At 65.7% G+C, this 24,449-nt stretch carries 24 protein-coding genes; 20 read left to right on the top strand and 4 right to left on the bottom strand.

Features of this window, described 5'->3' with window-relative positions; translation table 11 throughout:
* Window positions 1-30: 30 nt before the first annotated feature.
* The 4 genes from FY036_RS21670 (at window position 31) to FY036_RS21685 (ending at window position 7,238) form a co-directional block, all read left to right on the top strand.
* On the top strand, window positions 31-4,380 hold the full coding sequence (locus FY036_RS21670; protein ID WP_425364943.1) for a strawberry notch-like NTP hydrolase domain-containing protein: 4,350 nt from the start codon (window positions 31-33) through the stop codon (window positions 4,378-4,380).
* A complete protein-coding gene (locus FY036_RS21675; RefSeq protein WP_126006716.1) occupies window positions 4,380-5,420 on the top strand; it encodes a DUF7146 domain-containing protein in 1,041 nt (346 codons plus the stop codon). Before FY036_RS21670 ends, FY036_RS21675 begins: the two co-directional genes overlap by 1 nt.
* Window positions 5,421-5,740: 320 nt before the next feature.
* Window positions 5,741-6,682: a DUF2493 domain-containing protein gene (locus FY036_RS21680; protein ID WP_201744832.1), complete on the top strand. Its 942-nt coding sequence runs from the start codon at window positions 5,741-5,743 to the stop codon at window positions 6,680-6,682.
* Window positions 6,683-6,821: 139 nt separating this feature from the next.
* Entirely contained in the window at window positions 6,822-7,238 is a 417-nt protein-coding gene (locus FY036_RS21685; protein ID WP_126006720.1) for a hypothetical protein, read from the top strand.
* A gap of 93 nt (window positions 7,239-7,331) precedes the next feature.
* Here the strand turns inward: FY036_RS21685 and FY036_RS21690 are convergent, their stop codons facing one another.
* Entirely contained in the window at window positions 7,332-8,762 is a 1,431-nt protein-coding gene (locus FY036_RS21690; protein ID WP_148916852.1) for a hypothetical protein, read from the bottom strand.
* A 611-nt stretch (window positions 8,763-9,373) separates the two neighbouring features.
* On the opposite strand from FY036_RS21690, the gene FY036_RS21695 reads away from it, so the two are divergent.
* On the top strand, window positions 9,374-9,775 hold the full coding sequence (locus FY036_RS21695) for a single-stranded DNA-binding protein (protein WP_126006724.1): 402 nt from the start codon (window positions 9,374-9,376) through the stop codon (window positions 9,773-9,775).
* 459 nt (window positions 9,776-10,234) lie between these two features.
* Window positions 10,235-10,402 carry a hypothetical protein gene (locus FY036_RS23970; protein WP_201744833.1) on the top strand — a complete coding sequence of 56 codons (168 nt, stop codon included), beginning with the start codon at window positions 10,235-10,237 and terminating at the stop codon, window positions 10,400-10,402.
* 9 nt (window positions 10,403-10,411) lie between these two features.
* Here the strand turns inward: FY036_RS23970 and FY036_RS21700 are convergent, their stop codons facing one another.
* Entirely contained in the window at window positions 10,412-10,627 is a 216-nt protein-coding gene (locus FY036_RS21700; RefSeq protein WP_126006726.1) for a helix-turn-helix domain-containing protein, read from the bottom strand.
* 228 nt (window positions 10,628-10,855) lie between these two features.
* Here FY036_RS21700 and FY036_RS21705 point away from each other — a divergent pair, with 228 nt between their 5' ends.
* From FY036_RS21705 to FY036_RS21765, 13 genes are all read left to right on the top strand, one after another.
* Window positions 10,856-11,119, top strand: coding sequence for a DNA -binding domain-containing protein (locus FY036_RS21705; RefSeq protein WP_126006728.1), 264 nt, complete (start codon window positions 10,856-10,858; stop codon window positions 11,117-11,119).
* Between the two features lie 155 nt (window positions 11,120-11,274).
* On the top strand, window positions 11,275-11,598 hold the full coding sequence (locus FY036_RS23975) for a transcriptional regulator domain-containing protein (protein WP_201744834.1): 324 nt from the start codon (window positions 11,275-11,277) through the stop codon (window positions 11,596-11,598).
* Window positions 11,558-12,091 (top strand): DUF2285 domain-containing protein, encoded by a 534-nt coding sequence (locus tag FY036_RS21715; protein WP_126006730.1) that lies wholly within the window; start codon window positions 11,558-11,560, stop codon window positions 12,089-12,091. The genes FY036_RS23975 and FY036_RS21715 overlap by 41 nt, the downstream gene beginning before the upstream one ends.
* A 141-nt stretch (window positions 12,092-12,232) precedes the next feature.
* The gene (locus tag FY036_RS21720; RefSeq protein ID WP_126006732.1) at window positions 12,233-12,499 is read left to right on the top strand and encodes a helix-turn-helix transcriptional regulator; all 267 of its coding nucleotides are present in this window, start codon (window positions 12,233-12,235) and stop codon (window positions 12,497-12,499) included.
* Window positions 12,500-12,506: 7 nt separating this feature from the next.
* A complete protein-coding gene (locus FY036_RS21725; RefSeq protein ID WP_126006734.1) occupies window positions 12,507-13,370 on the top strand; it encodes a replication initiator protein A in 864 nt (287 codons plus the stop codon).
* A 271-nt stretch (window positions 13,371-13,641) separates the two neighbouring features.
* Complete coding sequence (locus FY036_RS21730; RefSeq protein WP_126006736.1) at window positions 13,642-14,385, top strand: DNA-methyltransferase; 744 nt, start codon at window positions 13,642-13,644, stop codon at window positions 14,383-14,385.
* Entirely contained in the window at window positions 14,382-14,876 is a 495-nt protein-coding gene (locus tag FY036_RS21735) for a DUF2840 domain-containing protein (protein ID WP_126006738.1), read from the top strand. The genes FY036_RS21730 and FY036_RS21735 overlap by 4 nt, the downstream gene beginning before the upstream one ends.
* Window positions 14,873-15,433: a S26 family signal peptidase gene (locus FY036_RS21740; RefSeq protein ID WP_126006740.1), complete on the top strand. Its 561-nt coding sequence runs from the start codon at window positions 14,873-14,875 to the stop codon at window positions 15,431-15,433. Before FY036_RS21735 ends, FY036_RS21740 begins: the two co-directional genes overlap by 4 nt.
* 35 nt (window positions 15,434-15,468) lie before the next feature.
* On the top strand, window positions 15,469-15,795 hold the full coding sequence (locus FY036_RS21745) for a DUF736 domain-containing protein (protein ID WP_126006742.1): 327 nt from the start codon (window positions 15,469-15,471) through the stop codon (window positions 15,793-15,795).
* Window positions 15,796-15,855: 60 nt separating this feature from the next.
* Window positions 15,856-16,806 carry a lytic transglycosylase domain-containing protein gene (locus FY036_RS21750; RefSeq protein WP_235897749.1) on the top strand — a complete coding sequence of 317 codons (951 nt, stop codon included), beginning with the start codon at window positions 15,856-15,858 and terminating at the stop codon, window positions 16,804-16,806.
* 241 nt (window positions 16,807-17,047) lie between these two features.
* The gene (locus tag FY036_RS21755; protein ID WP_126006746.1) at window positions 17,048-18,784 is read left to right on the top strand and encodes a relaxase/mobilization nuclease domain-containing protein; all 1,737 of its coding nucleotides are present in this window, start codon (window positions 17,048-17,050) and stop codon (window positions 18,782-18,784) included.
* A gap of 150 nt (window positions 18,785-18,934) precedes the next feature.
* Complete coding sequence (locus tag FY036_RS21760; protein ID WP_126006748.1) at window positions 18,935-20,992, top strand: conjugal transfer protein TraG; 2,058 nt, start codon at window positions 18,935-18,937, stop codon at window positions 20,990-20,992.
* 3 nt (window positions 20,993-20,995) lie between these two features.
* Window positions 20,996-21,412 carry a ribbon-helix-helix protein, CopG family gene (locus tag FY036_RS21765; RefSeq protein ID WP_126006750.1) on the top strand — a complete coding sequence of 139 codons (417 nt, stop codon included), beginning with the start codon at window positions 20,996-20,998 and terminating at the stop codon, window positions 21,410-21,412.
* Window positions 21,413-21,521: 109 nt separating this feature from the next.
* On the opposite strand, the gene lspA is transcribed toward FY036_RS21765, so the two are convergent.
* Window positions 21,522-22,028 carry a signal peptidase II gene (lspA, locus tag FY036_RS21770; RefSeq protein WP_148916853.1) on the bottom strand — a complete coding sequence of 169 codons (507 nt, stop codon included), beginning with the start codon at window positions 22,026-22,028 and terminating at the stop codon, window positions 21,522-21,524.
* 206 nt (window positions 22,029-22,234) lie between these two features.
* Here lspA and FY036_RS21775 point away from each other — a divergent pair, with 206 nt between their 5' ends.
* Window positions 22,235-22,840, top strand: coding sequence for a transglutaminase-like cysteine peptidase (locus tag FY036_RS21775; RefSeq protein WP_235897751.1), 606 nt, complete (start codon window positions 22,235-22,237; stop codon window positions 22,838-22,840).
* On the opposite strand, the gene lnt is transcribed toward FY036_RS21775, so the two are convergent.
* On the bottom strand, window positions 22,837-24,444 hold the full coding sequence (gene lnt, locus FY036_RS21780) for an apolipoprotein N-acyltransferase (protein WP_126006756.1): 1,608 nt from the start codon (window positions 24,442-24,444) through the stop codon (window positions 22,837-22,839). The two genes, FY036_RS21775 and lnt, sit on opposite strands and share 4 nt — an antisense overlap.
* Between the last annotated feature and the right edge of the window lie 5 nt (window positions 24,445-24,449).

Consider the following 24,449-nt stretch of genomic DNA (forward strand, 5'->3'; position numbering starts at 1 on the left):
TCCCGCTCTCCTTGAGGCTCCCATATGAACATGATGCCCGCTACCGTGGCCGCCAACGCTGCCGCGCCGATCCCGCTCGCCTCCGAGCCCGGCACCGCCGCCGCCATCCTCGCGGCCGCGCAGCTCCTTCTCCCCCATCTCGAACGCGGCCAGCGCATCGACGCTCCGGCGCTGCGCCACGCGATGGAAACCGCCTTCGGCGGCTCCGACGCGGCGGGCGCATGGAACTGGAAGACCGCCTACGAAGCCTGCGAGGCGGCCACGGTGCTGTTCCTGCGCAAGTTCGGCAAGGCGCTGCTCCGCAAGAGCGGCTCTCCCGCTGCGAGCCTGCCGCTGCTGGAACGCATCGCGGCGCTGATGCTGACCCACACGCGCCGCTCCGAGGAGGTGCAATCCTTCCAGCAGTTCTCGACCCCGATCCCGCTCGGCCTGGTCGCGGCCACCGCCGCCGCGATCACGCCGGCCGACCGCGTGCTGGAGCCCTCGGCCGGCACCGGCCTGCTCGCCATCCTGGCCGAGATCGCCGGGGGCACGCTCGTCCTCAACGAGCTGGCCGAGACCCGCGCCTCGCTCCTCTCCTCCCTCTTTCCGGCCCTGTCCGTCACGCGCTTCGATGCGGCCCAGATCGACGACCACCTCGACCTGGCCGTGACGCCGACCGTGGTGCTGATGAACCCGCCATTCTCGGTCATGGCGCATGTCGAGACCCGCATGGCGGACGCGGCATTCCGCCATGTCGCCTCTGCGCTGGCGCGCCTCGCTCCCGGCGGCCGCCTTGTCACCATCACCGGCGCCAACTTCGCACCCGACGCACCCGAATGGGCTTCCGCCTACGCCCGTCTGCAGGAACGCGGCCGTGTCGTATTCACGGCCGCCATCGACGGCGCCGTCTATGCCAAGCACGGCACGACGTTCCCGACGCGGCTGACCGTCATCGACAAGCAGCCGGCCGACGATCCCACAGTCTTTCCCGCGTCGCTCGGCATCGCGCCCGACGCGGATGCGCTGATGGGCTGGGTTGCCGAGCATGTGCCGGCCCGCCTGCCGGTCGATCCCGCCGTCGCGGTTCCGGTCGCCGCCACGCCCGCGCCCCGCACCGTGCGCGGCTATCTCGCCCGCTCCGCAAAGGCCGCGCCGAGGAAGCCCCTAGCCGAGCCGGAAGGCGTTGACCTCAGCTACGAGATCATCGACCGCCAGGATGCCGGGAGCGCCGGCATCACCGATTCCATCTATGAGGAATACGCGCTCCAGTCGATCCGCATCCCCGGCGCGCAGCCTCATCCGACCAAGCTGGTGCAGTCGGCGGCGATGGCGTCCGTCGCGCCGCCGAAGCCGAGCTACCGGCCGCGCCTGCCGGCCAACATCCGCGACCTCCTGTCGGATGCCCAGCTCGAAACCCTGATCTATGCCGGCGAGGCCCATTCCGATTATCTCGCCGGCGCGTGGACGGTCGATGAGACCTTCGACGTCGTGACGGCCGCTGCCGACGACGCGAGTGGTTCCGTCCGCTTCCGGCGCGGCTTCATGATCGGTGACGGCACCGGCGTCGGCAAGGGCCGCGAATCCGCGAGCATCATCCTCGACAACTGGATGAGAGGCCGCCGCAAGGCGCTGTGGATCTCGAAGTCGGACAAGCTGCTCGAAGACGCGCAACGGGATTGGTCGGCGCTCGGCATGGAGCGCCTGCTGATTACGCCGCAGTCGCGCTTCCCGCAGGGCAAGCCGATCACGCTGCCGGAAGGCATCCTGTTCACCACCTACGCCACGCTCAGGACCGACGAGCGCGGCGAGAAGGCGTCGCGCGTCCAGCAGATCGTGGACTGGCTCGGCGCCGACTGGGATGGCGTCGTCATCTTCGACGAATGCCACGCGCTTCAGAACGCCGTCGGCGGCAAGGGCGAGCGGGGCGATGCCGCTCCGTCGCAGCAGGGCCGCGCCGGGCTTCGTCTCCAGCATGCGCTTCCCGACGCCCGCGTCGTCTATGTCTCGGCGACCGGCGCCACCACGGTTCACAATTTGGCCTATGCGCAGAGGTTGGGCTTGTGGGGCGGCGAGGACTTCCCGTTCTCGACGCGGGCCGAGTTCGTCGAGGCGATTGAGGCCGGCGGTGTTGCGGCGATGGAGGTGCTGGCCCGCGACCTGCGCGCGCTCGGCCTCTACACCGCGCGCTCGCTCTCCTTCGACGGCGTGGAATACGAGCTGGTCGAGCACGAGCTAACGCCCGAGCAGACCCGCATCTACGACGCCTATGCCGGGGCGTTCGCCATCATCCACAACAACCTCGACGCCGCCATGCAGGCCGCCAACATCATCGGCGGAGGCGAAGGCGGCTCCGGCACGCTGAACAAGCAGGCAAAGTCCGCCGCGCGCTCCGCATTCGAGTCGGCCAAGCAGCGCTTCTTCGGCCATCTGCTCACCAGCATGAAGACGCCCACCCTGATCCGCTCGATCGAGCGCGATCTGGAGGCGGGCCATGCCTCCGTGGTGCAGATCGTCTCGACCGGCGAGGCGCTGATGGAGCGCAGGCTGGCGGAGCTTCCCACGGAGGAATGGAACGACGTCCGCGTTGACATAACGCCTCGCGAGTATGTCCTGGACTACCTTCGCCATTCTTTCCCGGTGCAGCTCTACGAGCCCTTCACCGACTCGGAGGGCAGGCTGTCGTCGCGGCCCGTCACGCGCGACGGCCAGCCGGTCGAGAGCCGCGAGGCCGTCGCCCGCCGGGATACGCTGATCGCGAAGCTGGCGAGCCTGCCGCCCGTTCCCGGCGCGCTCGACCAGATCGTCCAGCGCTTCGGCACCGACATCGTGGCCGAAGTCACCGGCCGGTCGCGCCGCATCGTCCGCAGGACGAGCAATGGCGGCCACGATCGGCTCGTCGTCGAGACCCGCGCCGGCTCGGCCAATCTCGCGGAGACCGCCGCCTTCATGGACGACCAGAGGCGGGTTCTGGTCTTCTCGGACGCGGGCGGAACGGGCCGCAGCTACCACGCCGAACTGTCGGCGCGGAACACACGGCTGCGCGTCCACTATCTCCTCGAACCCGGCTGGAAGGCCGACGCCGCCATCCAGGGGCTCGGCCGCACGCACCGGACCAATCAGGCGCAGCCGCCCCTGTTCCGGCCGATCGCCACCAACGTCAAGGCCGAGAAGCGGTTTCTCAGCACGATCGCGCGCCGGCTCGACACGCTGGGCGCGATCACGCGCGGCCAGCGGCAGACCGGCGGTCAGGGCCTGTTCCGCCCGGAGGACAATCTGGAATCGCATTATGCCCGCGACGCGCTGCGCCAGCTCTACATGCTGATCGTGCGCGGCAAGGTCGAGGGCTGCTCGCTGGGGAAGTTCGAGGCGTCGACCGGCCTAAAGCTGATGGATTCGACCGGCATCAAGGACGAGTTGCCGCCGATCACCACCTTCCTCAACCGGCTGCTCGCGCTCACCATCGAGATGCAAGGCATCATCTTCACCGCCTTCGAGGGGTTGCTGAACGCGCGGATCGAAGGCGCCATCGCGTCGGGCAGCTACGATGCCGGCCTGGAGACGCTGAGCGCCGAGAGCTTCGTCGTCACCGGAAGGGAGACGATCTACACGCATCCCGGCACCGGCGCCGAGACCCGGCTTCTCACCATCTCCGAGCGCAAGCGCAACCGGCCGGTCACGCTCGATGCCGCGCTCGACCATCTCCTTGACCCGCGCGCGAAGCTGCTGGTCAACGAACGCTCCGGCCGCGCCGCGGTGCGGGTCCATGCGCCGTCCGTGATGACCGACGATGGCGATGTCCAGTATCGCGTCCGGCTGATCCGGCCGATGGAGGCTCACACCATCCCGTTCGGTGCGATGGTCGGAAGCCATTGGGTCGAGGCGGACCGAGACGCCTTCGCATCGGTCTGGCAGGCAGAGGTGGCGGAGGTGCCGGAGTTCTCGGATTCCACCATCCACATCGTCACCGGCCTGCTGCTGCCGATCTGGCGACGCCTGCCCAACGAGTCCTCGCGCGTCTACCGGCTTCAGACCGATGACGGCGAGCGCATCATCGGCCGCAGGGTCTCGCCGGCATGGGCGGCGAACGCGGTGACGACCGGATCGGTCTCGCTCTCTGCCGACGAGGCGTTCGCGGCGCTGATGGAGGGGAGGACCATCATCGACCTCGACGATGGGCTCCAGCTTCGCCGCGTCCGCGTCATGGGCGCCCACCGCATCGAGCTGTCGGGCTTCACCGACACGATGCGCGAGCGTCTCTCGGCCTACGGCTTGTTCCACGAGATCATCTCGTGGAAACTACGCATGTTCGTTCCCACCGACGCGAGCGGGGTCGCGGTGCTGGCGAGGCTGCTCGACCGATGGTCGGTCGAGCGCTTCAGCGAACGGGAGGCCGCATAATGCCCCGTCTCGACGCTTCCGAGCTTGCCCGCCGTCTCGGCCTCCATGCCGAGGCGGCTTGCCGCCACTATCTGTCCAACGGACGACGCCAGGGCAATTACTGGCTGGTCGGGGACGCCCGGAACCTGCCCGGCCGCTCCACCTTCGTCCGGCTGCGCAGCTCGGCCAAGGGACCGCCCGGCCACTGGACCGATGCCGCCACCGGCGAGCATGGCGACATGCTCGATATTGTCCGCGAAAGCCTCGGCCTCGTCGACTTCAAGGACATAGCCGACGAGGCGCGACGCTTCCTCAGCCTGCCTCATCCCGAACCGGACACCGGAACGGCGGCCGGGAAGGCGAGCCGGCGCGCATCCGGCTCGCCCGAAGCGGCACGGCGCCTGTTCGGCATATCGAAGCCGATCCGCGGCACGCTCGCGCAAACCTATTTGCGCCGGCGCGGCATCACGGACCTCTCCGGCATCTCCAGCCTACGGTTCCATCCGCGCTGCTATTACCGGCCTGACGAGCACAGCCCGAGAAAGACCTTGCCGGCGTTGATCGCCGCCGTCACCGACCTTGACGGCCGGCTTACCGGGGCGCATCGCACCTGGCTCGCGCCGGACGGATCGGGGAAGGCTGCCGTCGACACGCCGAGGCGGGCGATGGGCGACCTGCTCGGCCACGGCATCCGCTTCGGCGCGTCGGACGATGTGCTGGCGGCCGGCGAAGGCATCGAGACGGTGCTGTCGCCCCGCATGGTCCTGCCCATGATGCCGATGCTGGCGGCGACCTCGGCCGCCCATCTCGCCGCGATCCTGTTCCCGGCGACGCTGCGCAGGCTCTACATCCTGCGCGACCGCGATCCGGCCGGCGACGGTGCGCGGGACCGTCTGGTCGAGCGGGCGGCGAGCGCCGGGATCGAGGCGATCGTGCTGTCGCCACGGCTCGAGGACTTCAACGAGGATCTGCGGCTCCACGGCCCGGAGGCCCTTCGGGCGCAGATGCGGCCTCAGCTCGTCCATGAGGACGCCAGCCGCTTCATGGCCCTGGCGGCATAGTCGGGATCGGGGATGGAGCAGGCGGCGCGGCCGCCGTCCCCGGTTCGCTTCCGCGCGGCTCCCGCGATCGTCGGCAGAGACCGCCACCCGGCCTTCCCAGAGGGCGATCGAGCCCACAAACGGCCCGGACAAGCAATGGCGGCGCTCCGGCTATCGTCCGCCGGCGGGGCGAGCCCCGCCTTTGCATCGCGAAACAAGATTGCCGGGCTTAGCCATCAAGGCCCTCGCGAGCGAGGGCTGCCAGTCCGGGCCGCCCGTGGGCTTCCGACGCCATGAAGGCCGCGAGGGTCGCGGTCGGACCGACGAAGGAGACCACGCAGATGGGAAGCGAACACGAAGACGGCTTCGAGCCGCAGCACGCCTCATCCCCAACCGACCGCCTGCTCACCGAACTCCAGCTCTATGGCTGGCGCCCCTTCGAGGACGAGCCCGGTCCGAGGCCGCTGCCCGAGGGCAGCACGGTGGCCGGAGCCATCGCAGACATCTTCGACGCCCTCATCGCCACGCTTGGCGACACCCGCCTCGAACCCGATCTCGACGACCTGCTCTGGTCGACCGTCAATCTCTTCCACCGCGCCGTCCAGCGGATCGAGCGCACGCTGGACGACAACGAGCAGTCCCAGCGCCGCCTCCAGCGGGAACAGGACGGCACCGAGATCAAGGCGGTCGAGCTGGAGCGCCTTACGGCCGAGGGCCAGACCATGATCGAGCGGCGCGACGCCTTCGAGCTGATGCGCGACCAGGCCGCCGAACACTACGAGCGCCACACCGGCTCAAGCTGGCGGCCGCGTTCCGGCTCGATGGTCAACCACCGCAACCTGACCTCGGCGCTGGTCGACAGCCGCGACTTCATCTCCGCCCGCCGCAGGGCGGACGCCGAGGTGCTGATCCCGGCAGGCCCGAGGATCGCGGTCTCCGGCGCCAACACCTTCAACGACCACGCTCTCATCTGGGGCGTGCTCGACAAGGTTCACGCCAAGTATCCGCAGATGGTCCTCCTGCATGGCGGCGCCAGGACCGGCACCGACCTGATCGCCGACAAGTGGGCGGCGAACCGCAAGGTGCCGACCGTTCCGTTCCCGCCCGACTTCGCCAAGTATCCGGCGAAGCAGGCGCCCTTCAAGCGCAACGACACCGTGCTCGAAACGCTTCCGATCGGCGTCATCGTCTTTCCCGGCGGCGGCATCCAGGGCAACCTTGCCGACAAGGCGAGGAAGCTCGGCATCAACGTCTACGATTTCCGCGATCGGGGTGGCGCTTAGGCGCCGCCGCTTGACGATCGCCAGCAAAAGGAGTCAAATCCGTGCATCCTCGCAGCACCGGCATAGAAGCAAAGTCGCAGGCGGAGCGTATCGTCGGACAGCCTGTCGTGATCCTTGGACCGATCATCCGGAGGCTTCCATGACCCTCATCCTGCTTGCCGTCTCGCTGTCGATCGCGCTCACCATGATCGCATGGCACTTCGCGGTCTACGCCCTCCCGTTCATGGTCGGGCTTGCCGCGTTCCGCTACGTCCATGCGGTCGATGCGGGGATTGCCATGTCCATCGTCGCCGCGCTCGGCGCTGCCGGCCTTTCCGTTCTGGTCGCCGCCGCCGTCCTCGCCTTCGTGCGGGCACCCCTCCTGCGTCTTCCCGTCCTCGTGCTATTCGCCGCGCCCGCCGCCCTGGCAGGCTATGCGGTGGTGCATGGCGTCGCGCAGAACGTCATCGAGTCGACGGTTGCGCTAAATCTTCTATGCGGCACCGGCGGCCTGTTCGTCGGCATCGCCGCGCTGTTGAACATCAGCGCCCACGCCGCCGCCTTCACGCCGCGCTGAAGCCTTCTATCGCCCCTCCGGGCGGACTTGATCAGATCGCTGCCGGGAAATGGTTCACATGGTCGACGCCGATGGGTCACGCGAGCCCGACACTCACGTTTCCAAAGAACGGAGCAGTTCTTCCCGATTCAACTCAGCCTTCTCGTCAATCAGATCAAGATACCGCTCCACCGCCTTGGCAACGCTTAGCCGAATGTGCCCGAGGTCATCCCACGAGATCGTCCCATTCGGATGGCCGAGACTGTGCAGATACTCGTCTCTCAACGTGTAACCGCGCTCCAGCCAGTCCGCTTCGTTGTCGTCATCAACGAGACGTCTGTATCTGCGCTTCATCTTCTCGCGGCCGCGATGTTCCCTGAGCATCAAGGTCGCCTCGATACAGCTTATGTTCACAACGATCTCGTCGATCCCTTCTTCCGAGAGAGCTTTGACGAAGAAGTGCTTAGTCAGCGGATGTAAGATCGCTCTCTCTGTGCCTCGCTTTGCAAGCACCTTTTGAAGCAACCGCCATCGCTGTTCGAGTGTGTCGAGTTGTTGTCGGCCAAGCTCGAAAGACTCCGACCGATCGGGAACTTCGATCTCCTCGTCCGGATGACCGATGAGGGTCCAGGTCATAGCCGCCGCGTCGGGCGCGCGCGGCGCGTCAGCGAACGGATCGTCGGAGAACGAATAGACCCAGGGAACGTCAAACGGTTCCCACGAGCCGTCAATCGACTCCTTGCTAAGACACAAAAGCAGCACAAATAGCGCGTCCTCCACAGGCGACGGAAACGTCGGCTCGAACACTGGAACCTTGCCGATCTCATCCCATCGCTTGTGAAGCACGCCAAGCCAAGTGCGTTCCCATAGCGCACCAGCCGGCTCGGACTCGCTCGTGACAAGCCAATAGAACCCATCCAATCTTTCGACGGGAAATTGCTGCCAACGGCCGAAGCGTTTTAGCGCATCATGCCGCACGCGCCGACCGAGTTCCCCGCGTCTGAGAAGGGCGATCTCGTTCGTCCCGAAACGCACATTCTCGACGCTTTGGTGCGGCCGCTGACTTGAATCGTCCAGATCGAGGCGATCGAGGGGCGCGTAATGGAATCGCGTCACTTCCTCGACCAAGAAAGCGCGATGCAGCTTCCGTGCTGTGTCATCGGCAGTTTGCAGGCTGCCTGAATGCCAAGGTGCCTCATTCCAGCGGAAGAAGTTTTCGAGTGCCGTCCGCAGTTCCTTTCGCGATGAATCACCGGAAGGACGTTTCGAGAGCCGAGAACCGCTCATGTCGGGATAGATCAAAGCGCAATTGCTCTCAAGCAACCGAAATGCTGCCGAGCTATAAGCTTCTTCCTCCGTTCGGCATGCCGCACGCCAAAGGTCGGCGACAGCCAGCCGTATCGCTTCAGGTGCCTCCTCTGTTTCCTTACCCAAGGTCGTTCCCTCCAGCCACGCCATCATCGCACTTTCCGATGAAATCAAAAATGGCCAATCGGCGATGCAAGTGGCCGCTCCCATGACAAAGGGCCTCGACGGCATCTCCACCAGCTCTCCGAACCTCGCCCATGACGGGCTGGCCGCCGGTATCCGCTCCGTCTTCGCATCGCCGTCTCCGCATCTAGCCGGCGCGGGACGTCCCAATCAGCGTGATCGCGTCTTTGGTGCTCTCGACGCCTTCCCGGTCGGCCCACCGTGGCGTGGCAGCGCGGCGAGCCGGAGCCATGCTTCATCCCTTCAGGCGCGCACGAGCCGTCACCGTTGCCCCGGAGATGGTAACGGCGCCATTCGCCCGGACGCCGGTGCCGGCGCTGTTCCTCATCAGCAATCCGAGATCGGCATGCGCTTGAGACAGGCGCGGCGATCGCGCTGTTTCCCGAGATGGCGCGGGTAAGAGGCCACGACCGATGGCCGGGCCGGCAAGGAGGAAGGTTCTGCGGTTTCTCCGTGATGCGTTCGCGGAAGGACATGCCCTCCGACTGACTGATCCCCTACGGCCGAGCGGTTTCCGCCCTCAACCCCCGCGGCTCCGGACCGTGTTGGCGCGAAGCGCCTGCCCGCCCCACTCCGGGCCTTAAGGGTTGCTGTCGGCTCCCGGCGACCGTGGCCGGGTCTCGTCGGAGGGACGGTCCCTCCGATTGAAGCAACGGAGAACTACCATGCAGAACATCGTCATTCTTGCCGGCAACATCGGTCAGGACCCCGAGGGCCGCACCACCATCAACAACACCCGCATCGTCCACTTCACCCTAGCCACCTCGCGCCCCCGCTACGCGGAAGGCAAGGTTCTGCGGGACAAGGACGGCTACCGGGTCCAGGAGACCGAATGGCACCGCATCACCTGCTTCAACGGCCTCGGCAAGACGGTCGAGCAGCATTGCCAGAAGGGCATGAAGGTGCTGGTCCGGGGCCGCATCCACTACACGAAGTGGACCGACCGGGAAGGCGTCGAGCGCTACAGCACGGAGATCATCGCCGAGACGGTGGACTTCCTGAGCTGGCCGAAGCGGGAGGACGACAGCCGCGGCGCCAACGATCCCGACGACGAGATCCCGTTCTGAAAGGAGGTGTCGAGAGCCCGGCGGCGAAAGCCGCCGGGCCTTCTTCATGTTCGCGGCCAGAAACTTCGCGACCCGGCTTCGAGCCTTCCCGCAACGCTCACTCGACGTCTCGCCCTGTCTGGGCCGAGCATATCCGCCGCCGATCCTCTGCCAGGTGGCGGGCAGGCATCGACGGCGTGCCACCCGCGCGCACGCCCGAGCGTGGCATTGACGCGAGGCCGAACCTACCGGCGCATCCGGGCGAGGACGTGCAGCTCCGTGGGGAGGAATGCCACCCCGCTCTTTGAGGCTTACCTTCGTTCCAGTCGCGGCCTTCCACGATCAACCCCAAGGGGTCGGACTATGCACGGCATGCCGCCGCCGGAGGCTTCGCCCCGGCGGTGATCGCGGCCGCGGCCGAAACCCATCGGGCGCCTGTCGAGCGGGGATGGCCCCCGCTCCAGATCAGGAGCCGCAGCAATGTCCCTTCCAGACGCACAAGCCTTCGCCTTCAGCCTCGCCGCCACCCTGCTGGTCACGATCGTCATCTTTCGCGCCGGCGACGGCACGGTCGGCGCCATGCCCGCCGCCGAATATGACGGCGACGACGAAGCCATCATCCGCGAGATCGACCCGTTCGCCCCTTGAGGGCGAACGTCAGGGTCTCGACACGCGGATCAGCTCGCAGGGGTCGACGTCGAGCGCGTCCGCCACCTTTCCGAGAATGCTCACGCTCGCCGAAACCTTGCCGCGTTCGATCGAGCCGATATAGCGAGCGCTCAGCCCGGAGCGCTCGGCCACTTCTTCTTGCGTCATATCCTTGTCATGGCGCAGCCGACGCATGTTGATCGCCATGACCTCTTTGAGGTCCATGACGCATCGGAACCAGAACCGGAATTATCGTTCTAGGAATGATCGTTCCGATTCGGTATGGTCGACCACATGCGCTGAGATCAAGTGCGTCGCAGCCCGTCGACTTTCTGTCGAATCGCGGAATGGAAGCATTCCGAGAATCTTCGATGCCAGTCGCGGAACTTCTATTGCACCTCAAAGCGATGACGTATTTGTGAACTACATGCGCGAGGAAGTAAGGACACTACGATGAGCAAATCTCCCTTCAAGGACAGCCCTCCGCTGACCGACAGGGTGAATGCCTATGACGAAGCCAACCTCGCAACCTATCTGCGCCTGCTCGACGCTGCCGCCGAGGGCGAGGACTGGCGGGAAGTCGCGAAGATCGTGTTCGGCCTCGACGTCGACGCCGATCCCGAACGCGCGAAGCGGATGCACGACACCCATCTCGCCCGCGCCCGCTGGATGACCGAGAAGGGCTACAAGCACCTGCTGGAACCGCGCATGCAATGATGGGCGGCGCATCACCGCATCGCCGACGACAGCGCGACCCCGGATTGCTCGCCACGGTCGAGATTTCCATTCCGATTTTCCATCTTCACGCGAGGTCGACCCCGCCAATACTCGAATCATCCCGATGGCAAAGACCGGGCGGGGAGGATTTCGTCATGGAGCCGCTGCACGACTGGCGATCACCGCAGTTCGAGGAACATCTGGGCCGTCTCGACCGGGGCGGCGTGTCGTTCGAGTTTCTTCGTCGCAACCGTGAATACCGGCAGGACTATGCCGAGACGCTGGCAAGGGTGGCCTCCGGCGGCGCGGACAAGAAGGACGCGATAGCGCTCCTGTCCCGTCGCTGGGGGCTCGCCTTTCCCGGCGGACCCTTCTGCATCGGCGTTGACCGCTCGACCCGTCTGGCTGCCTCGAATCTTCCCTGCCGTGCTCATTGTCATGGCTGTCCCCGAAGGCTTTGCAGCTTCTTCGCTTCCTGATCCTCGCGCGCTGCCGCTACTGGGCGAACTGGCCGGCGACGGCCTGCACGCCGTTGCTGAAGACCAGGCCGGGGATCACCGGCTCTGGCTCCAGCATGGTGCTGAACCGGCCAACGCCGGTATCTTCCTTCCGCTCGACGAGCATTTCTGGTGGCGTCACCGAAATGCCGGCCGCCTGAAGCGCCGGCTGGACAGGAAGCCGGCCGGTCCCTCGCCACGCCAGCAGCGCCTATCCGCATTCCAGATTCGTCGCGCCGCTCTGATGCTGCGTGCCTGGGACGGCGTGGAATCCGGCGCCTCGCGCCGCGTCATCGCCGCCGTTCTCATCAACCGGACCGTCGAGACAATGCGCGCCCTCGACTGGCAGAACGCTCCGGAGCGGCGGCGGCTCGCACGTATCCTCGCGGCCGCGCGCCGGCAGATCGAGAGCGGCTATCTGCGCTGGCTGGTGCCCCACGCATCGCGTGGTCGGCGCGAAAGCGATCGAGACTGACTCGCCAGCAGACCCACGCGCTCGAAGGGGGGACACTTCTCCTAAGACACCCCGATTTTTGTCACTCCGCCCAACCGCTGATTTTTCGCCATCGTCGCATCTGACTCGCCGTTCTCACGGCGGCCGCGACGGAGGCCGATCATGGACAATATCACCGACAGCAATTGGCCGCGCTTCGTGCGGACGCCGGAGGCGGCCCGCCTCCTCGATCTCTCGCCCCGCACGCTGGAAAAGCATCGCTGCGACGGCACCGGGCCGATCTACCACAAGCTCGGCGGCCGCGTGGTCTACGCCGTCGCCGACCTGCAAGCCTGGATCGAGGCGAGCGCACGTCAATCCACCTCCGAGCCGGCGACGCCGAGCCTGCCCGCGCCGCGCGACACGGGCGCGGCCGACGCGACCCGCTGACCACCGCATGACCGCGCGCCGCACATATCAGGGCCAGCAGCTCGAACTCTTCAGGGCACGCTCCGGCGAGATCGCCGCGCGCGACGCACAAGACCTGATGTCCTGGCCGTTCTTCTCGCTCGGCAAATCGCGCCGCGTCACGCCGATCGACTTCCGCATGGGCGACGTGTCGATCCGCGTCGAGGCGACGTCCGAGCACGGCATGGCGACCATCTGGGATGCCGACGTGCTGATCTGGGCCGCGAGCCAGATCGTCGACGCGCGCGACCGTGGCCTCTCCACCTCGCGCTTCATGGCGTCCACCTCCTACGAGATTCTCACCTTCATCGGCCGCACCGATTCCGGCTTGAACTACGACAGGCTGAAGGCGGCGCTGGACAGGCTGCAATCGACCACCATCCTCACCTCGATCCGCCAGCCCTCCGAGCGTCGCCGGCATCGCTTCTCGTGGATCGCCGAGTGGAAGGAGCGGCTCGACGCGCAGGGGCGATCGCTCGGCATCGAGCTGATCCTGCCGGATTGGTTCTATGCCGGCGTCCTCGACGACGCGCTCGTGCTGACCATAGACCGCGACTATTTCGGGCTGACCGGCGGCCTCGAACGCTGGCTCTACCGGCTCGTGCGCAAGCATGGCGGCCGGCAGAGCGGTGGCTGGAGCTTCGACGTTCCGCATCTTCATCTGAAGTCCGGCAGCCTGTCGCCGCTCCGGCGCTTCCGCTTTGAGCTGCGCGCCATCGTCCAGCGCCAGCCGCTTCCCGGCTACCGCCTGGCGCTGGTGGACGATCCCGATGGTCGCCAGCGTCTGACCTTCCAGCCCATCGACGAGCAGCCCATGCCGCGCCGCCGCAAGCGTGCGGGAGCGACGTCATGATCGGAGCCGGGACATCGCTCCACCGCAGCCGTGGAAAGCCTGTGGACGGAACCGTACTATCGGGAACGCTGATTCCCGTCTTTTCGGGAACGCGAATCCCGTACCATCGGGAACGCCAACCGCCGGCAAGCGTCGGATTCGACAGGCGGAATCCGGCCCCTCTAACTTCCCTAACTAAAGAATCCTTCGGATTCTTGCTAACGCGCCCTCCCATTTCACGGAATCGGGGACAACGGCGCCGCAGCCTGATCGGCATGCGGAGGATCGCGCCATGACGATCCTGACCGGCGATTGCCGCGACCTGATGCCGGCGCACGGCCCGTTCGATCTGATCCTCGCCGATCCGCCCTATGGCGACACGTCGCTCGCCTGGGACCGGCAGGTCGACGGCTGGTTGCCGCTCGCCCGCGCCTCCCTGAAGCCGTCCGGCTCGCTCTGGGTGTTCGGCTCGCTGCGTTCGTTCATGACCACCGGAGGAGCGTTCTCGGATGCCGGCCTGACCTATGCGCAAGAGATCGTCTGGGAGAAGCAGAACGGCTCTTCCTTCCACGCGGATCGCTTTCGCAGGGTCCACGAGCTGGCCGTCCAGTTCCGCCGTGCCGACGTGCCGTGGAGCGCCGTCTACAACGAGGTGCAGACGACTCCGGACGCCACGGCCCGCACCGTGCGGCGCAAGAAGCGACCGCCGCATACCGGCCGGATCGACGCCGGCCACTATGTCAGCGAGGACGGCGGCCCGCGCCTGATGCGCTCCGTGATCTTCCTGCGCAACGCGCATGGTCGCGCCATCCACCCCACTGAAAAGCCCGTCTTCCTCCTCGAAATCCTGATCCGTACGAGCTGCCCGCCTGGCGGCCTGGTCGGCGATTGGTTCGCGGGCTCCGGTGCTGCGGGCGAAGCCTGCCGGCTGACCGGCCGCCGCTATCTCGGCTGCGAGATCGACGCGGCGATGGCCGAGCGCGCGCGAGCGCGCATCGCATCCGTGCTGCCCTTCACGGAAGGGACACCAACATGACGACAAGCATCCGCAACGCCGGCCTGCCGGCCGACCGCACGGTGGTCGAGCTGACCTGGCGCGAGAACCACGTCGAACACTGGATACGCTTCGGCCGCGCCGCCGAGGACCAGCGCCTCGACCGCCATCGCCGTGTCGTTGTCTTCGCGCCGGGCAGCATCTTCGCCTTCGTCCGCTGGGCCGGCAACGAGCATGGCACGATCATCTCGCGCATCGACATCGTGCGCGCCGTAGCAAGTGGCGAGCCTTTCCAGACGCTCCCGTTCGTGCGACCGGGCGGCGACATTCTCTTGCGCATCACCGGCTGGCCGAAGGTCGAGGCGGTGCTGAAGGTGGTCGATGCGATCGAGGCGCTTGGCATCGACCCCGCCGATGTGGCGCCGGATCACTGGCGTCACATCTACAACCGCATCAGCGTCAACGAGCCGTTCCGCGTCTATTCCGCCGAGCAGCACCGTGCCTGGCTCCGGCGCCGCGAGGTGACGCGATGATCGCGCGCCGCGTGACGCTCATCACCATGATCGCAGGCGCGGTGCTGGTCGCGGCTCCGGCATGGCATCGGCCCGATCTGCGCTTCATCTGGAACGCATCGGCCAGCGTGCCGGTCGGCCTCTACCGCATCGTCCCGGCCGACCGCATCGAGGTCACGGACCTCGCCGTCGTCATGCCGCCCGACGAGCTGGCGGACTTCCTCGCCGAACGCGGCTACCTGCCGCGCGGCCTGCCGCTCATCAAGCGCGTGCTGGCACTCGCCGGAACCGAGGTCTGCCGGCACGACAGCACCATCACCGCCTACGGCGCGACCTATGGTGACGCTCGCGCGCTCGACACGCACGGCCGCCCGCTACCTGTCTGGCAGGGCTGCCGCACGCTCGGCGAAGGCCAAGCCTTCTTCATGAACTGGGACAGCCCGGACAGCTTCGACAGCCGCTATTTCGGGCCGCTCCCCGTCGCAACCATAGTCGGCCGGGCGGTCCCCGTCTGGACAACCGACGACCCCGATCCGGACGCGGAATCCTTCCGTGAGCCGGTCCCCGACGAGCCATGACGGCTCGTTCTCCAACCTCGCGAAAGGAACATCGCATGGCCCAGATCGGCACCTTCACCCGCAACGATGATGGCTTCTTTGGCCGCGTCCGCACGCTCAAGCTCGATGTAGAAGTCGCCATCCTGCCGGCCGAGGAATCGGATGCCGAGAACGCGCCCGAGCATCGCGTCTTCCTCGACGGGCAGGAAGTCGGCGCGGCCTGGGACCGCACCGGCGACAAGGCCGGAAGCTATCTGTCCCTGACTATAGACGATCCGTCCTTCTTCGAGCCGATCCGCGCGCGCCTGTTCGAGTCCGACACAAAGAAGGGCGCGTGGAACCTGCTCTGGACGCGCCGGAAGAAGAACGACGGCGAGGCATGACCGATCATGCGCTGCCATCGTTCTCGTCATCCTTCAAGCTCACTCTCCTTGATCGGTCGAATGCCGGTCACTCCCCTCGACCCGATCGTCCATCGGGCGGCCGTCGCGCGCAGCGGAGGTCAAGGGCGGCGGCCTGTTTTCCGGGTTTCGGTCATATCGCCCGACGATGCCCGTCCGGAAAATGTCGGCCGCCGGCGAAGCCTCGCCCTTGGCCGCAGCGAGCACGATGGCAGGCTTGTCGCGCATCGGGACGGCGGTGCCTGCGCTGCCGTCCCGACCCTCATGACGATGCTGTTCGCATGCGCCATGATCGTCGTCATGGTGGCTCCTGCGTCGGCCGAGCCGCCGCCCGGCGAACCGCTCCCGGCCACCGTCTCGGCCGCTCCGCGATCCGATCCGTGGGCGCCCCATGTCGCCGCGGCCGCCCGCCGCTTCGCCATTCCCGAGCGATGGATACGCGCGGTCTTGGCCGTCGAGAGCGTTGGCGATCCCGCCGCGCTCTCGCCAAAGGGCGCCATCGGCCTCATGCAGGTCATGCCTGCGACATGGGAGGAGCTGCGCGCGAAGCATGGCCTCGGCGCGGACCCCTGGCAGCCGCGCGACAACATCCTCGCCGGCACCGCATATCTGCGCGCGATGCACGACCGCTATGGCTCGGTCGACGCCATGCTGGCCGCCTACAATGCCGGCCCCGGCCGCTATGACGAGCATCTCGCGAGCGGCCGCGCGCTGCCGGCCGAGACTGTCGATTACGTCGCGAAAATCGCGCCGATGATCGACGGCACCGCACCGATCACACGCACGGCTGGTTCATCGTCATCGCCGTCATGGCGTCGCGCTCCGCTCTTCTTCACGCGCTCCACTGACCGCGATCACGACGATGCGGACGACTCCCTCCCTCTTTCCGGCCGACCTTCCGACGACCCGCCGATCGTCGATCTGTCGGCGCTCGTGCCACCATCCGACGGTCTGTTCGTGGAACGGCCGGCAAGGGAAGGAGATCGGCGTTGAAGATCGCATTTCCTCGCTTCGCGTGGTGCGCAATCGCAGGGATTGCGGTGCGCTGCGGGACAGCGGCACATCAGGCCGAAGGAGGGCGGGATAAAAAGCGGCACATCGCCGCTCGGTTGGGGTGTTGTTTCGCTTGCGCTTTTCGGGTTTCCGCGCACATCGCGGATCAGGCGCGCGAGGTGCGCGCCAAGATATTCTCCTGCGATTTCCGCGGAAACCGCACATCGCACAGGAAGCGGCCATGAGCCGGGACGACGACTTCCGCGTCCGGCCGGGCCGCATCCGTTCGAGCCGGGCGCAGCGAGCGAAGCCCTTCGTCGCCCAGGCGCTCGCCGCCGCGCAGAAGGCAGGCGGCCGTATCTCCCGCTCCGGCAGGATCACCTCCGGCAACGGCTCGCGCTTTGGCCGCGGCCGTGTTGCGAGCGTGCGCGCCAACCGCCTCATATCCAGCCGCTCGCGCGGCGCCATCATCAAGACACGCGTGGTCCGGCATAGCGCGCGCTCCGCGCCGCTCACCGCCCACCTCAACTATCTGCGCCGCGACGGCGTGACCCGCGACGGCGAGAAGGCGCGCATGTTCAGCCCGGAGACCGACGACGCCGACGTGAAGGGCTTCGCCGAACGCTGCGAGGACGACCGGCATCATTTCCGCTTCATCGTCTCCCCGGACGACGCGACGGAAATGTCCGACCTGAAAACCTTCACCCGCGATCTGATGGCGAAGATGGAAAAGGACCTCGGCACGAAGCTCGACTGGGTGGCCGTCGATCACTGGAACACCGGGCATCCCCATGTCCACGTCATCCTGCGCGGCCGCGCCGATGACGGCTATGACCTCGTGATCGCTCGCGATTATATAAAGGAGGGCATGCGCAACCGCGCGCAGGATCTCATCACCCAGGAGCTCGGCCCGCGCACCGATCTCGACATCCGCCGCGCGCTGGAGCGGCAGGTCGAGGCCGAGCGCTGGACCCAGCTCGACAGCCAGCTTGCCCGCGACACCAACAAGCATGGGATCATCGACGTTGCCCCGTCGCCGGACAGGCAGCCCGACGAGTATGTGACGCTGAAGGTGGGCCGGCTTCGGCACCTCGAACGTCTCGGCCTCGCCGAGACCATCGGTCCCGGCCAATGGATCATGGCCGACGACGCCGAAGCCACCTTGCGCGAGCTGGGCGAGCGCGGCGACATCATCAAGCGCATGCACCGTGCGCTCACCGAAAGCGGCATAGATCGCGGCCTGACTGGCTACGTATTAGCCGGCGAAGCCGGTCCGGAGCCGGTCCTCGGCCGGCTGGTCGAGCGCGGTCTGGACGACGAGCTGCGCGGCACCGCCTATGCCGTGATCGACGGTATCGACGGCCACACCCATCACATCCGCTTCGACGATCTCGACGCGGCCGGCGATTCCGCACCGGGCTCCGTCGTCGAGCTGCGCCGCTATGAGGATAGCGGTGGCTGGACCCGTACCGCACTCGCCGTCCGCGCCGACCTCTCGATCGAGGCCCAGACCACGGCGACCGGCTCCACCTGGATCGACCGCCAGCTTATCGCCCGCGATCCCCTCGACACCGGCGGCGGCTTCGGCCTGGAGGTGAAGCAGGCGATGGAGGCCCGCGCCGATCATCTCGTAGCCGAGGGCCTCGCACGGCGCGAGGGCCAGCGTATCGTCTTCGCCCGCAACCTGCTCGCCACGCTGCGCGAGCGCGAGTTGGACGCGCTCGGCCAGAAGCTCGCGGCCGAGACAGGCACGTCCTTCCAGAAGGCGGCCGCAGGCGAATACGTCGCCGGCACCTACCGGCAGCGTTTCGCGCTCGCCTCCGGCCGCTTCGCCATGATTGACGACGGACTCGGCTTCAAGCTGGTGCCCTGGACCCCATCGGTCGAGAAGCACATCGGCCAGCACATCTCCGGCGTTGCCCGCTCCAATGGCGGCGTGGATTGGTCGTTCGGACGCAAGCGCGGGCTCGGGCTATGAGCAACGGCCGCGTTTGTCAGCCGCAACCCGCAAGTATTTTCCGCACCTTCTACGACCGGCTTCGAGCTGCCCTCAACCCGCCATTGAAACCCGTGTGCAGCGTGTTCTTCTTCGCGCTCTTGGACCGAAACGCGAGGGAGTTTCGCTGCCTTGTCTGCAAGCCGCGTCATGTGGGGCCAGATCGTCGTGGTGTTCTCGATCGTGCTCGTCGCGGTCTGGTCCGCGACGCAATGGACGGCGTGGCGGCTCGGCTTTCAGGCTCAGCTCGGACAGCCCTGGTTCGAGATTGCCGGCCTGCCGGTCTATCCGCCACCGGCCTTCTTCTGGTGGTGGTATTTCTACGACGCCTATGCGCCGACCATCTTCTACGGGGGCGCCGGCATCGCAGCTTCCGGCGGGCTGATCGCCATCGCGGCCGCCATCCTCATGTCGATCTATCGCGCGCGCGAGGCGAAAGACGTCAGAACCTTCGGCTCCGCGCGATGGGCCGAGCGCAAGGAGATCGCGGCCGCCGGCCTACTCGGCGAAGATGGCGTCGTCCTCGGCAAGCTCGACCGCGATTATCTCCGGCATGACGGTGCCGAGCATGTCCTGTGTTTCGCCCCAACGAGAAGCGGCAAGGGCGTCGGCCTCGTGGTGCCGACGCTGCTCACTTGGCCGGGCTCCGCCATCGTCCACGACATCAAGGGCGAGAACTGGGATCTGACTGCCGGCCTGCGCTCCTGCTTCGGCCGGGTGCTCCTGTTCGATCCGACCAATGCGCAGTCTGCCGCCTACAATCCGCTGCTGGAGGTGCGGCGCGGCGAATGGGAAGTGCGCGACGTGCAGAACGTTGCCGACGTGCTGGTCGATCCCGAGGGAAGCCTTGAGAAAAGGAACCATTGGGAGAAAACCAGCCACTCGCTGCTCGTCGGTGCGATCCTCCACGTACTCTATGCCGAGAAGGACAAGACCCTTGCCGGCGTCGCCGCCTTCCTCTCCGATCCACTTCGGCCGATCGAGTCGACGCTGGCTGCCATGATGAACACGCCGCATCTTGGCGAGAAGGGTCCGCATCCCGTCATCGCAAGTGCCGCCCGTGAGCTGCTCAATAAGTCTGATAACGAGCGCTCCGGCGTTCTCTCCACGGCGATGAGTTTCCTAGGTCTCTATCGCGATCCCGTTGTTGCCGCCGTCACCGCGCGCTGTGATTGGCGCATCGCCGACATCGTGTCCGGAGAACGCCCGACCACGCTCTATCTCGTCGTGCCGCCTTCGGACATATCTCGAACCAAGCCGCTGGTTCGTCTCGTGCTCAACCAGATCGGGCGCCGGCTGACCGAGGAACTGCACGCCAGCGGCCGCCGCCATCGCCTGTTGCTCATGCTCGACGAGTTCCCCGCGCTAGGCAGGCTCGACTTCTTTGAATCGGCGCTTGCCTTCATGGCCGGCTACGGCATCAAGGCGTTCCTGATTGCGCAGAGCCTCAACCAGATCGAAAAGGCATACGGAGCAAACAACTCCATCCTGGACAACTGCCATGTCCGCGTCAGCTTCGCGACCAACGACGAGCGCACCGCCAAGCGCGTTTCCGACGCCCTCGGCACCGCCACCGAGATGCGCGCCATGCAGAACTATGCCGGCCACCGTCTCGCGCCGTGGCTCGGCCATCTCATGATCTCGCGCTCCGAGACCGCCCGGCCGCTGCTTACCGCCGGCGAAGTGATGCAGCTTCCGCCCGACGACGAGATCGTCATGGTTGCCGGCATCCCGCCGATCCAGGCGAAGAAGGCGCGCTACTATGAGGATACCCGTCTAACGGAGCGCCTCCTTCCCGTTCCCGCGAACCCCCGCGCAGGTCTTGTCCAGCGGCCGGACGACTGGTCGACGCTGAAGCCGATCGTCGCGCCGATCCCGGAGCAAGCAAATGTCACTTCCGCAAATGGTCTGGCTCCCCACGCTGCTGCATCGGCTGCGAATCGCGTGGCAAAGCCCCCCACCAATGGCAAACAGGACGACGACCCCGCCAATGCCGGCCTGCGCCGAGAACCGGGCCTTGAGCCGCACAAGGACATCGCGCCGGAACCGCCGAAGCCGCCCGTCAACGAGTTCGATCCCGATCCTGAAGAACCAGACGGCGAAGCAGCGGCCAACCAGACGCTCGTCCGCAACATGCGGCAGATGGCGCGGCAGGTTTCGATGGACCCCGGCGACGGCATGGAGCTTTGAGCTATGATTGAGCGACCCGACAAGAAGAAGCGCCTTTCCGTCTATCTCGATCCGGATCTCATGCGCCGGCTGGCCGACTTCGCCGATCGGCGCCAGCAATCCCGCTCGCTGATAGCCGAGGCGGCAATTGCCTCCTTCCTGTCACCTGACGCAGATGAGCGGCAGGAGGCCGCTATCGTCAAGCGTCTCGACCGGATCGACCGAAACGTCCAGCGACTTGAACGTGATCTAAACATCGTGAATGAGGCTTTTGCCATCTTCATCCGCGCTTGGTTGACCTCGATTGCACCGTTGCCTGACGCTGCACAGGTCGCCGCACGCGCGAAGGGCGGCGAGCGCTACGACAAATTCCTCGAGGCGCTCGGACGGCGCCTAGCTAGGGGGCCAAGTCTGAGGCAGGAGGTGCCAAATGATGGCTGACCGATACGGAATTCCTCTCTGCTTTTGAGGGTCGTTCATACGATTCGTCTTTCACGTCCGCCGTCTGTGGGTGCCTTACGAAGTTGCGTTCGGACCGGTCCTTACATCGCTAGATCAACGACGAAGTGGATCGATGAGAACAGAGGATCAGGATGATGGCTCCACCTACAATTGCCACGTCTGCGATGTTGAACGTCGGCCAGTGCCATGAGCCGGCATGGAGATCAATGAAATCTGTTACTTTGCCCCGCTGTGCGCGGTCGAACACATTTCCAAGCGCGCCACCGGTCATCAGGCCCAGAGCCGCGGTCGTAACGACGCGATGGGAGAAGATCATCCAGACCAGCAACACCATTACCAGCAACACCATTACCAGCGCCACCGTCATCCAGATCACTAGGGTCAATCGGTCTCTCAAAAAATCCGAGAACAACCCGAAGCTGATGCCCTGATTGTAACTGAGCGTGATGTTCAGAAATGACGTGACGTAGATTACACGAGGCGGCTGCATTACTATTTCCACGATCACGGCCTTCGTAAGTTGATCGATCGCGAATGCCGAAAGGATGCAGATAAAGCCAACCAGAATGCGCGTTGTGTTGGTGCCTCGCATCATCGCAGTCTCCCGTGGTTTGTAGACCACATATCGCTCGCACCTCTAGTTAGCTGAGCTTCAAGGGGGCGGCTGAAGGTGTCTGTGGAAAAACAGTTCTCGGGAGGAGGCGCGCACTCACGAGAATGTTACGGTGCTGCAATGGACCTTACGGCCTATTGCCGTTAGGCCTTTGGTAACAAAGTTTAACCGATTAAGTGGGGGCTCCGATGGGGGCATTGTGTTGGTCGCTGGCGACCTTCGCTATCGTGCTGTCAACGCTTGCCTCGACTTCTACGGTCCAAGCGCACCCATCGCCGATGATCACCGGCGGTTTCACGTCACAACCGATCGGGCACTATGAGTTCTGCAAGCGCAAGCCGGCGGAGTGCTCCATCAGAACACGCGACTTCGGCACGTTGCCGATGTCGGAGGAACTGCTTGCTCGGCTGGAGCGTCTTACAGTCAAGGTCAATCAGGCGATTAAGCCGAAAAGCGACCTTGAGATATATGGGGTCGACGAGTATTGGACCTATCCTGTAGATGCTGGAGATTGCGAGGATTACGCGCTGGCGAAACGTCGCATCCTGCTCAAGGAAGGCGTCTCGACCTCGAATCTCCTTTTGACTGTACTTCGGCGGCCGAACGGCGAAGGCCATGCTGTACTGACCGTGCGAACGGACATCGGCGACGTGGTCCTGGACAATCTCACCGATGCGGTTCTGAACTGGGATGAAACCGAGTATCTCTATCTCAAACGGCAGGCGACAACGCACACAGGCCGGTGGGTCACGATCCGTGAAGGCGATGCTCCCCTTGTAGGATCCCTGCACTAGGGATTTGTTTCGCTCTTAATCACTGCGTCACGCCTCCTTCTCCGGCAAAACGCCCCAATGCCGATCACGAGACCGACGACAATCAAAGTCGGCATGTCACCAAGTTTGCTGTAGAGCGTACGCTGCGGGGTGGGTCCAGGCAGGGCGGCGTCGAAAGCCCCCTCGACCGCCAACGGCAGCATCTGCTGAATCCGGCCATAGCCATCGACGACCGCGCTGATCCCGCTGTTCGCGGCGCGGATCATGGGCAGGCCCGATTCAATCGAGCGGACTCTTGCCGAAAGAAAATGCTGGTAGGGTCCCGCCGATACGCCGAACCAGGCGTCGTTCGTGACGTTGAGTAGCCATCGCTCCTCATCGACCTTCGGCGACGGGAAAATCGCCTCATAGCAGATCAGCACTCGAAAGGGCGGTACTGCCGGAAGGGTCATTGGTGAGCTGACCGAACCCGGCACGTAGTCGATATCGCCTGCCGTGAGCTTGCTGATGCCGGGCAAGCTTTTGAAAGGCGTGAACTCGCCGAACGGCACCAGCCTGATCTTGTCGTAGTCGGCAACGACCTTGCCTGTATGATCGACGGCGAGCAGGCTGTTCAGCAGCCCCCCAACCTCAGCGGTGTCCCCGGGGACAGCTCGTACCGCGCCGAACAGCAGCAATCCTCCTTCGGGAATGCTCCCAAGTAGGGCTTCAGGCAACCTGACGACCTCGGAAAAGAGATACGGATAAGCCGTTTCCGGCCATACTACGACGCGTGGCCGCCCGGCAGCGCCCGATGTGCTGAGGTCATGCAGCTTCTGAAGGTTCCGCGTTGCCGCGTCTGGATCCCATTTTTGATCCTGCGGGATGTTCGGCTGGACGACACGGATTCGGGGACCGGCGCCATCGGCGGTTTCGGCGTTTGCGAGCCGGACCGCTCCGAAAGCCCAGAAGAACCCTGCCCCGAGCATGGGCACTACGAGCATCGTCACCGCCAGAGCCCATGGTCCGAGACGGTATCGTTCCGCGAGCGCCAAAGGAACCATGCATAGGGTCGCGGTGACGAAACCAACTCCGTGAACGCCGATCGCCGACATAGGCTGGAGCGTCGCGTCGCTGAAACCCCAGACATATCCTGTCAGGTTCCAGGGAAAGCCGGTGAAGAGGACGCCGCGCGCCATTTCGGCAAGGGTCCAGAATCCGGGAAGTATGAGAAAGACGGTCGGTCCGCGTCCGCCAAGATAGCGCGTTGCCGCGGCTGCGAATGCCGGGAACAGGGCAAGGAAGCCGGAAAGGCCCAGCACTGCCGGCCAGGCGAGTGCGCCGAACCGATCCGCGTCGACGAAAAAGCTCTCGGATATCCACCGCAGGCCGACTGCGAACTGGCCGATGCCGAAGCCCCAGCCGATCAGGAAGGCGGCACACGAGCCACGGGCGTGACGGATGAACAGGGCGAAGGCGGCAAAGCCGACCAATACGAGCGGCAGAACGAAGTACGGAGCAAAAGCAAGGGCCGTGAGCGCGCCCATCAACGCGCATACCGGGAGCGACACGGCCAATCCCGAGTCCGGATACGTTATCCGGCCAAGGCCGCCTTCTTCCGGTTCGATCGCCCCCCGGTCCGTCATATCAG

The sequence above is a fragment of the Neoaquamicrobium microcysteis genome (assembly GCF_008180155.1).
GTDB lineage: Bacteria > Pseudomonadota > Alphaproteobacteria > Rhizobiales > Rhizobiaceae > Aerobium > Aerobium microcysteis.

Bases quoted from the DNA above. Each gene is read 5' to 3' on its own strand.
- FY036_RS21670 (WP_425364943.1), top strand. From the start codon at position 31: ATGATGCCCGCTACCGTGGCCGCCAACGCTGCCGCGCCGATCCCGCTC.
- FY036_RS21675 (WP_126006716.1), top strand. From the start codon at position 4,380: ATGCCCCGTCTCGACGCTTCCGAGCTTGCCCGCCGTCTCGGCCTCCAT.
- FY036_RS21680 (WP_201744832.1), top strand. From the start codon at position 5,741: ATGGGAAGCGAACACGAAGACGGCTTCGAGCCGCAGCACGCCTCATCC.
- FY036_RS21685 (WP_126006720.1), top strand. From the start codon at position 6,822: ATGACCCTCATCCTGCTTGCCGTCTCGCTGTCGATCGCGCTCACCATG.
- FY036_RS21695 (WP_126006724.1), top strand. From the start codon at position 9,374: ATGCAGAACATCGTCATTCTTGCCGGCAACATCGGTCAGGACCCCGAG.
- FY036_RS23970 (WP_201744833.1), top strand. From the start codon at position 10,235: ATGTCCCTTCCAGACGCACAAGCCTTCGCCTTCAGCCTCGCCGCCACC.
- FY036_RS21700 (WP_126006726.1), bottom strand. From the start codon at position 10,627: ATGGACCTCAAAGAGGTCATGGCGATCAACATGCGTCGGCTGCGCCAT.
- FY036_RS21705 (WP_126006728.1), top strand. From the start codon at position 10,856: ATGAGCAAATCTCCCTTCAAGGACAGCCCTCCGCTGACCGACAGGGTG.
- FY036_RS23975 (WP_201744834.1), top strand. From the start codon at position 11,275: ATGGAGCCGCTGCACGACTGGCGATCACCGCAGTTCGAGGAACATCTG.
- FY036_RS21715 (WP_126006730.1), top strand. From the start codon at position 11,558: ATGGCTGTCCCCGAAGGCTTTGCAGCTTCTTCGCTTCCTGATCCTCGC.
- FY036_RS21720 (WP_126006732.1), top strand. From the start codon at position 12,233: ATGGACAATATCACCGACAGCAATTGGCCGCGCTTCGTGCGGACGCCG.
- FY036_RS21725 (WP_126006734.1), top strand. From the start codon at position 12,507: ATGACCGCGCGCCGCACATATCAGGGCCAGCAGCTCGAACTCTTCAGG.
- FY036_RS21730 (WP_126006736.1), top strand. From the start codon at position 13,642: ATGACGATCCTGACCGGCGATTGCCGCGACCTGATGCCGGCGCACGGC.
- FY036_RS21735 (WP_126006738.1), top strand. From the start codon at position 14,382: ATGACGACAAGCATCCGCAACGCCGGCCTGCCGGCCGACCGCACGGTG.
- FY036_RS21740 (WP_126006740.1), top strand. From the start codon at position 14,873: ATGATCGCGCGCCGCGTGACGCTCATCACCATGATCGCAGGCGCGGTG.
- FY036_RS21745 (WP_126006742.1), top strand. From the start codon at position 15,469: ATGGCCCAGATCGGCACCTTCACCCGCAACGATGATGGCTTCTTTGGC.
- FY036_RS21750 (WP_235897749.1), top strand. From the start codon at position 15,856: ATGCCGGTCACTCCCCTCGACCCGATCGTCCATCGGGCGGCCGTCGCG.
- FY036_RS21755 (WP_126006746.1), top strand. From the start codon at position 17,048: ATGAGCCGGGACGACGACTTCCGCGTCCGGCCGGGCCGCATCCGTTCG.
- FY036_RS21765 (WP_126006750.1), top strand. From the start codon at position 20,996: ATGATTGAGCGACCCGACAAGAAGAAGCGCCTTTCCGTCTATCTCGAT.
- lspA (WP_148916853.1), bottom strand. From the start codon at position 22,028: ATGATGCGAGGCACCAACACAACGCGCATTCTGGTTGGCTTTATCTGC.
- FY036_RS21775 (WP_235897751.1), top strand. From the start codon at position 22,235: ATGGGGGCATTGTGTTGGTCGCTGGCGACCTTCGCTATCGTGCTGTCA.
- lnt (WP_126006756.1), bottom strand. From the start codon at position 24,444: ATGACGGACCGGGGGGCGATCGAACCGGAAGAAGGCGGCCTTGGCCGG.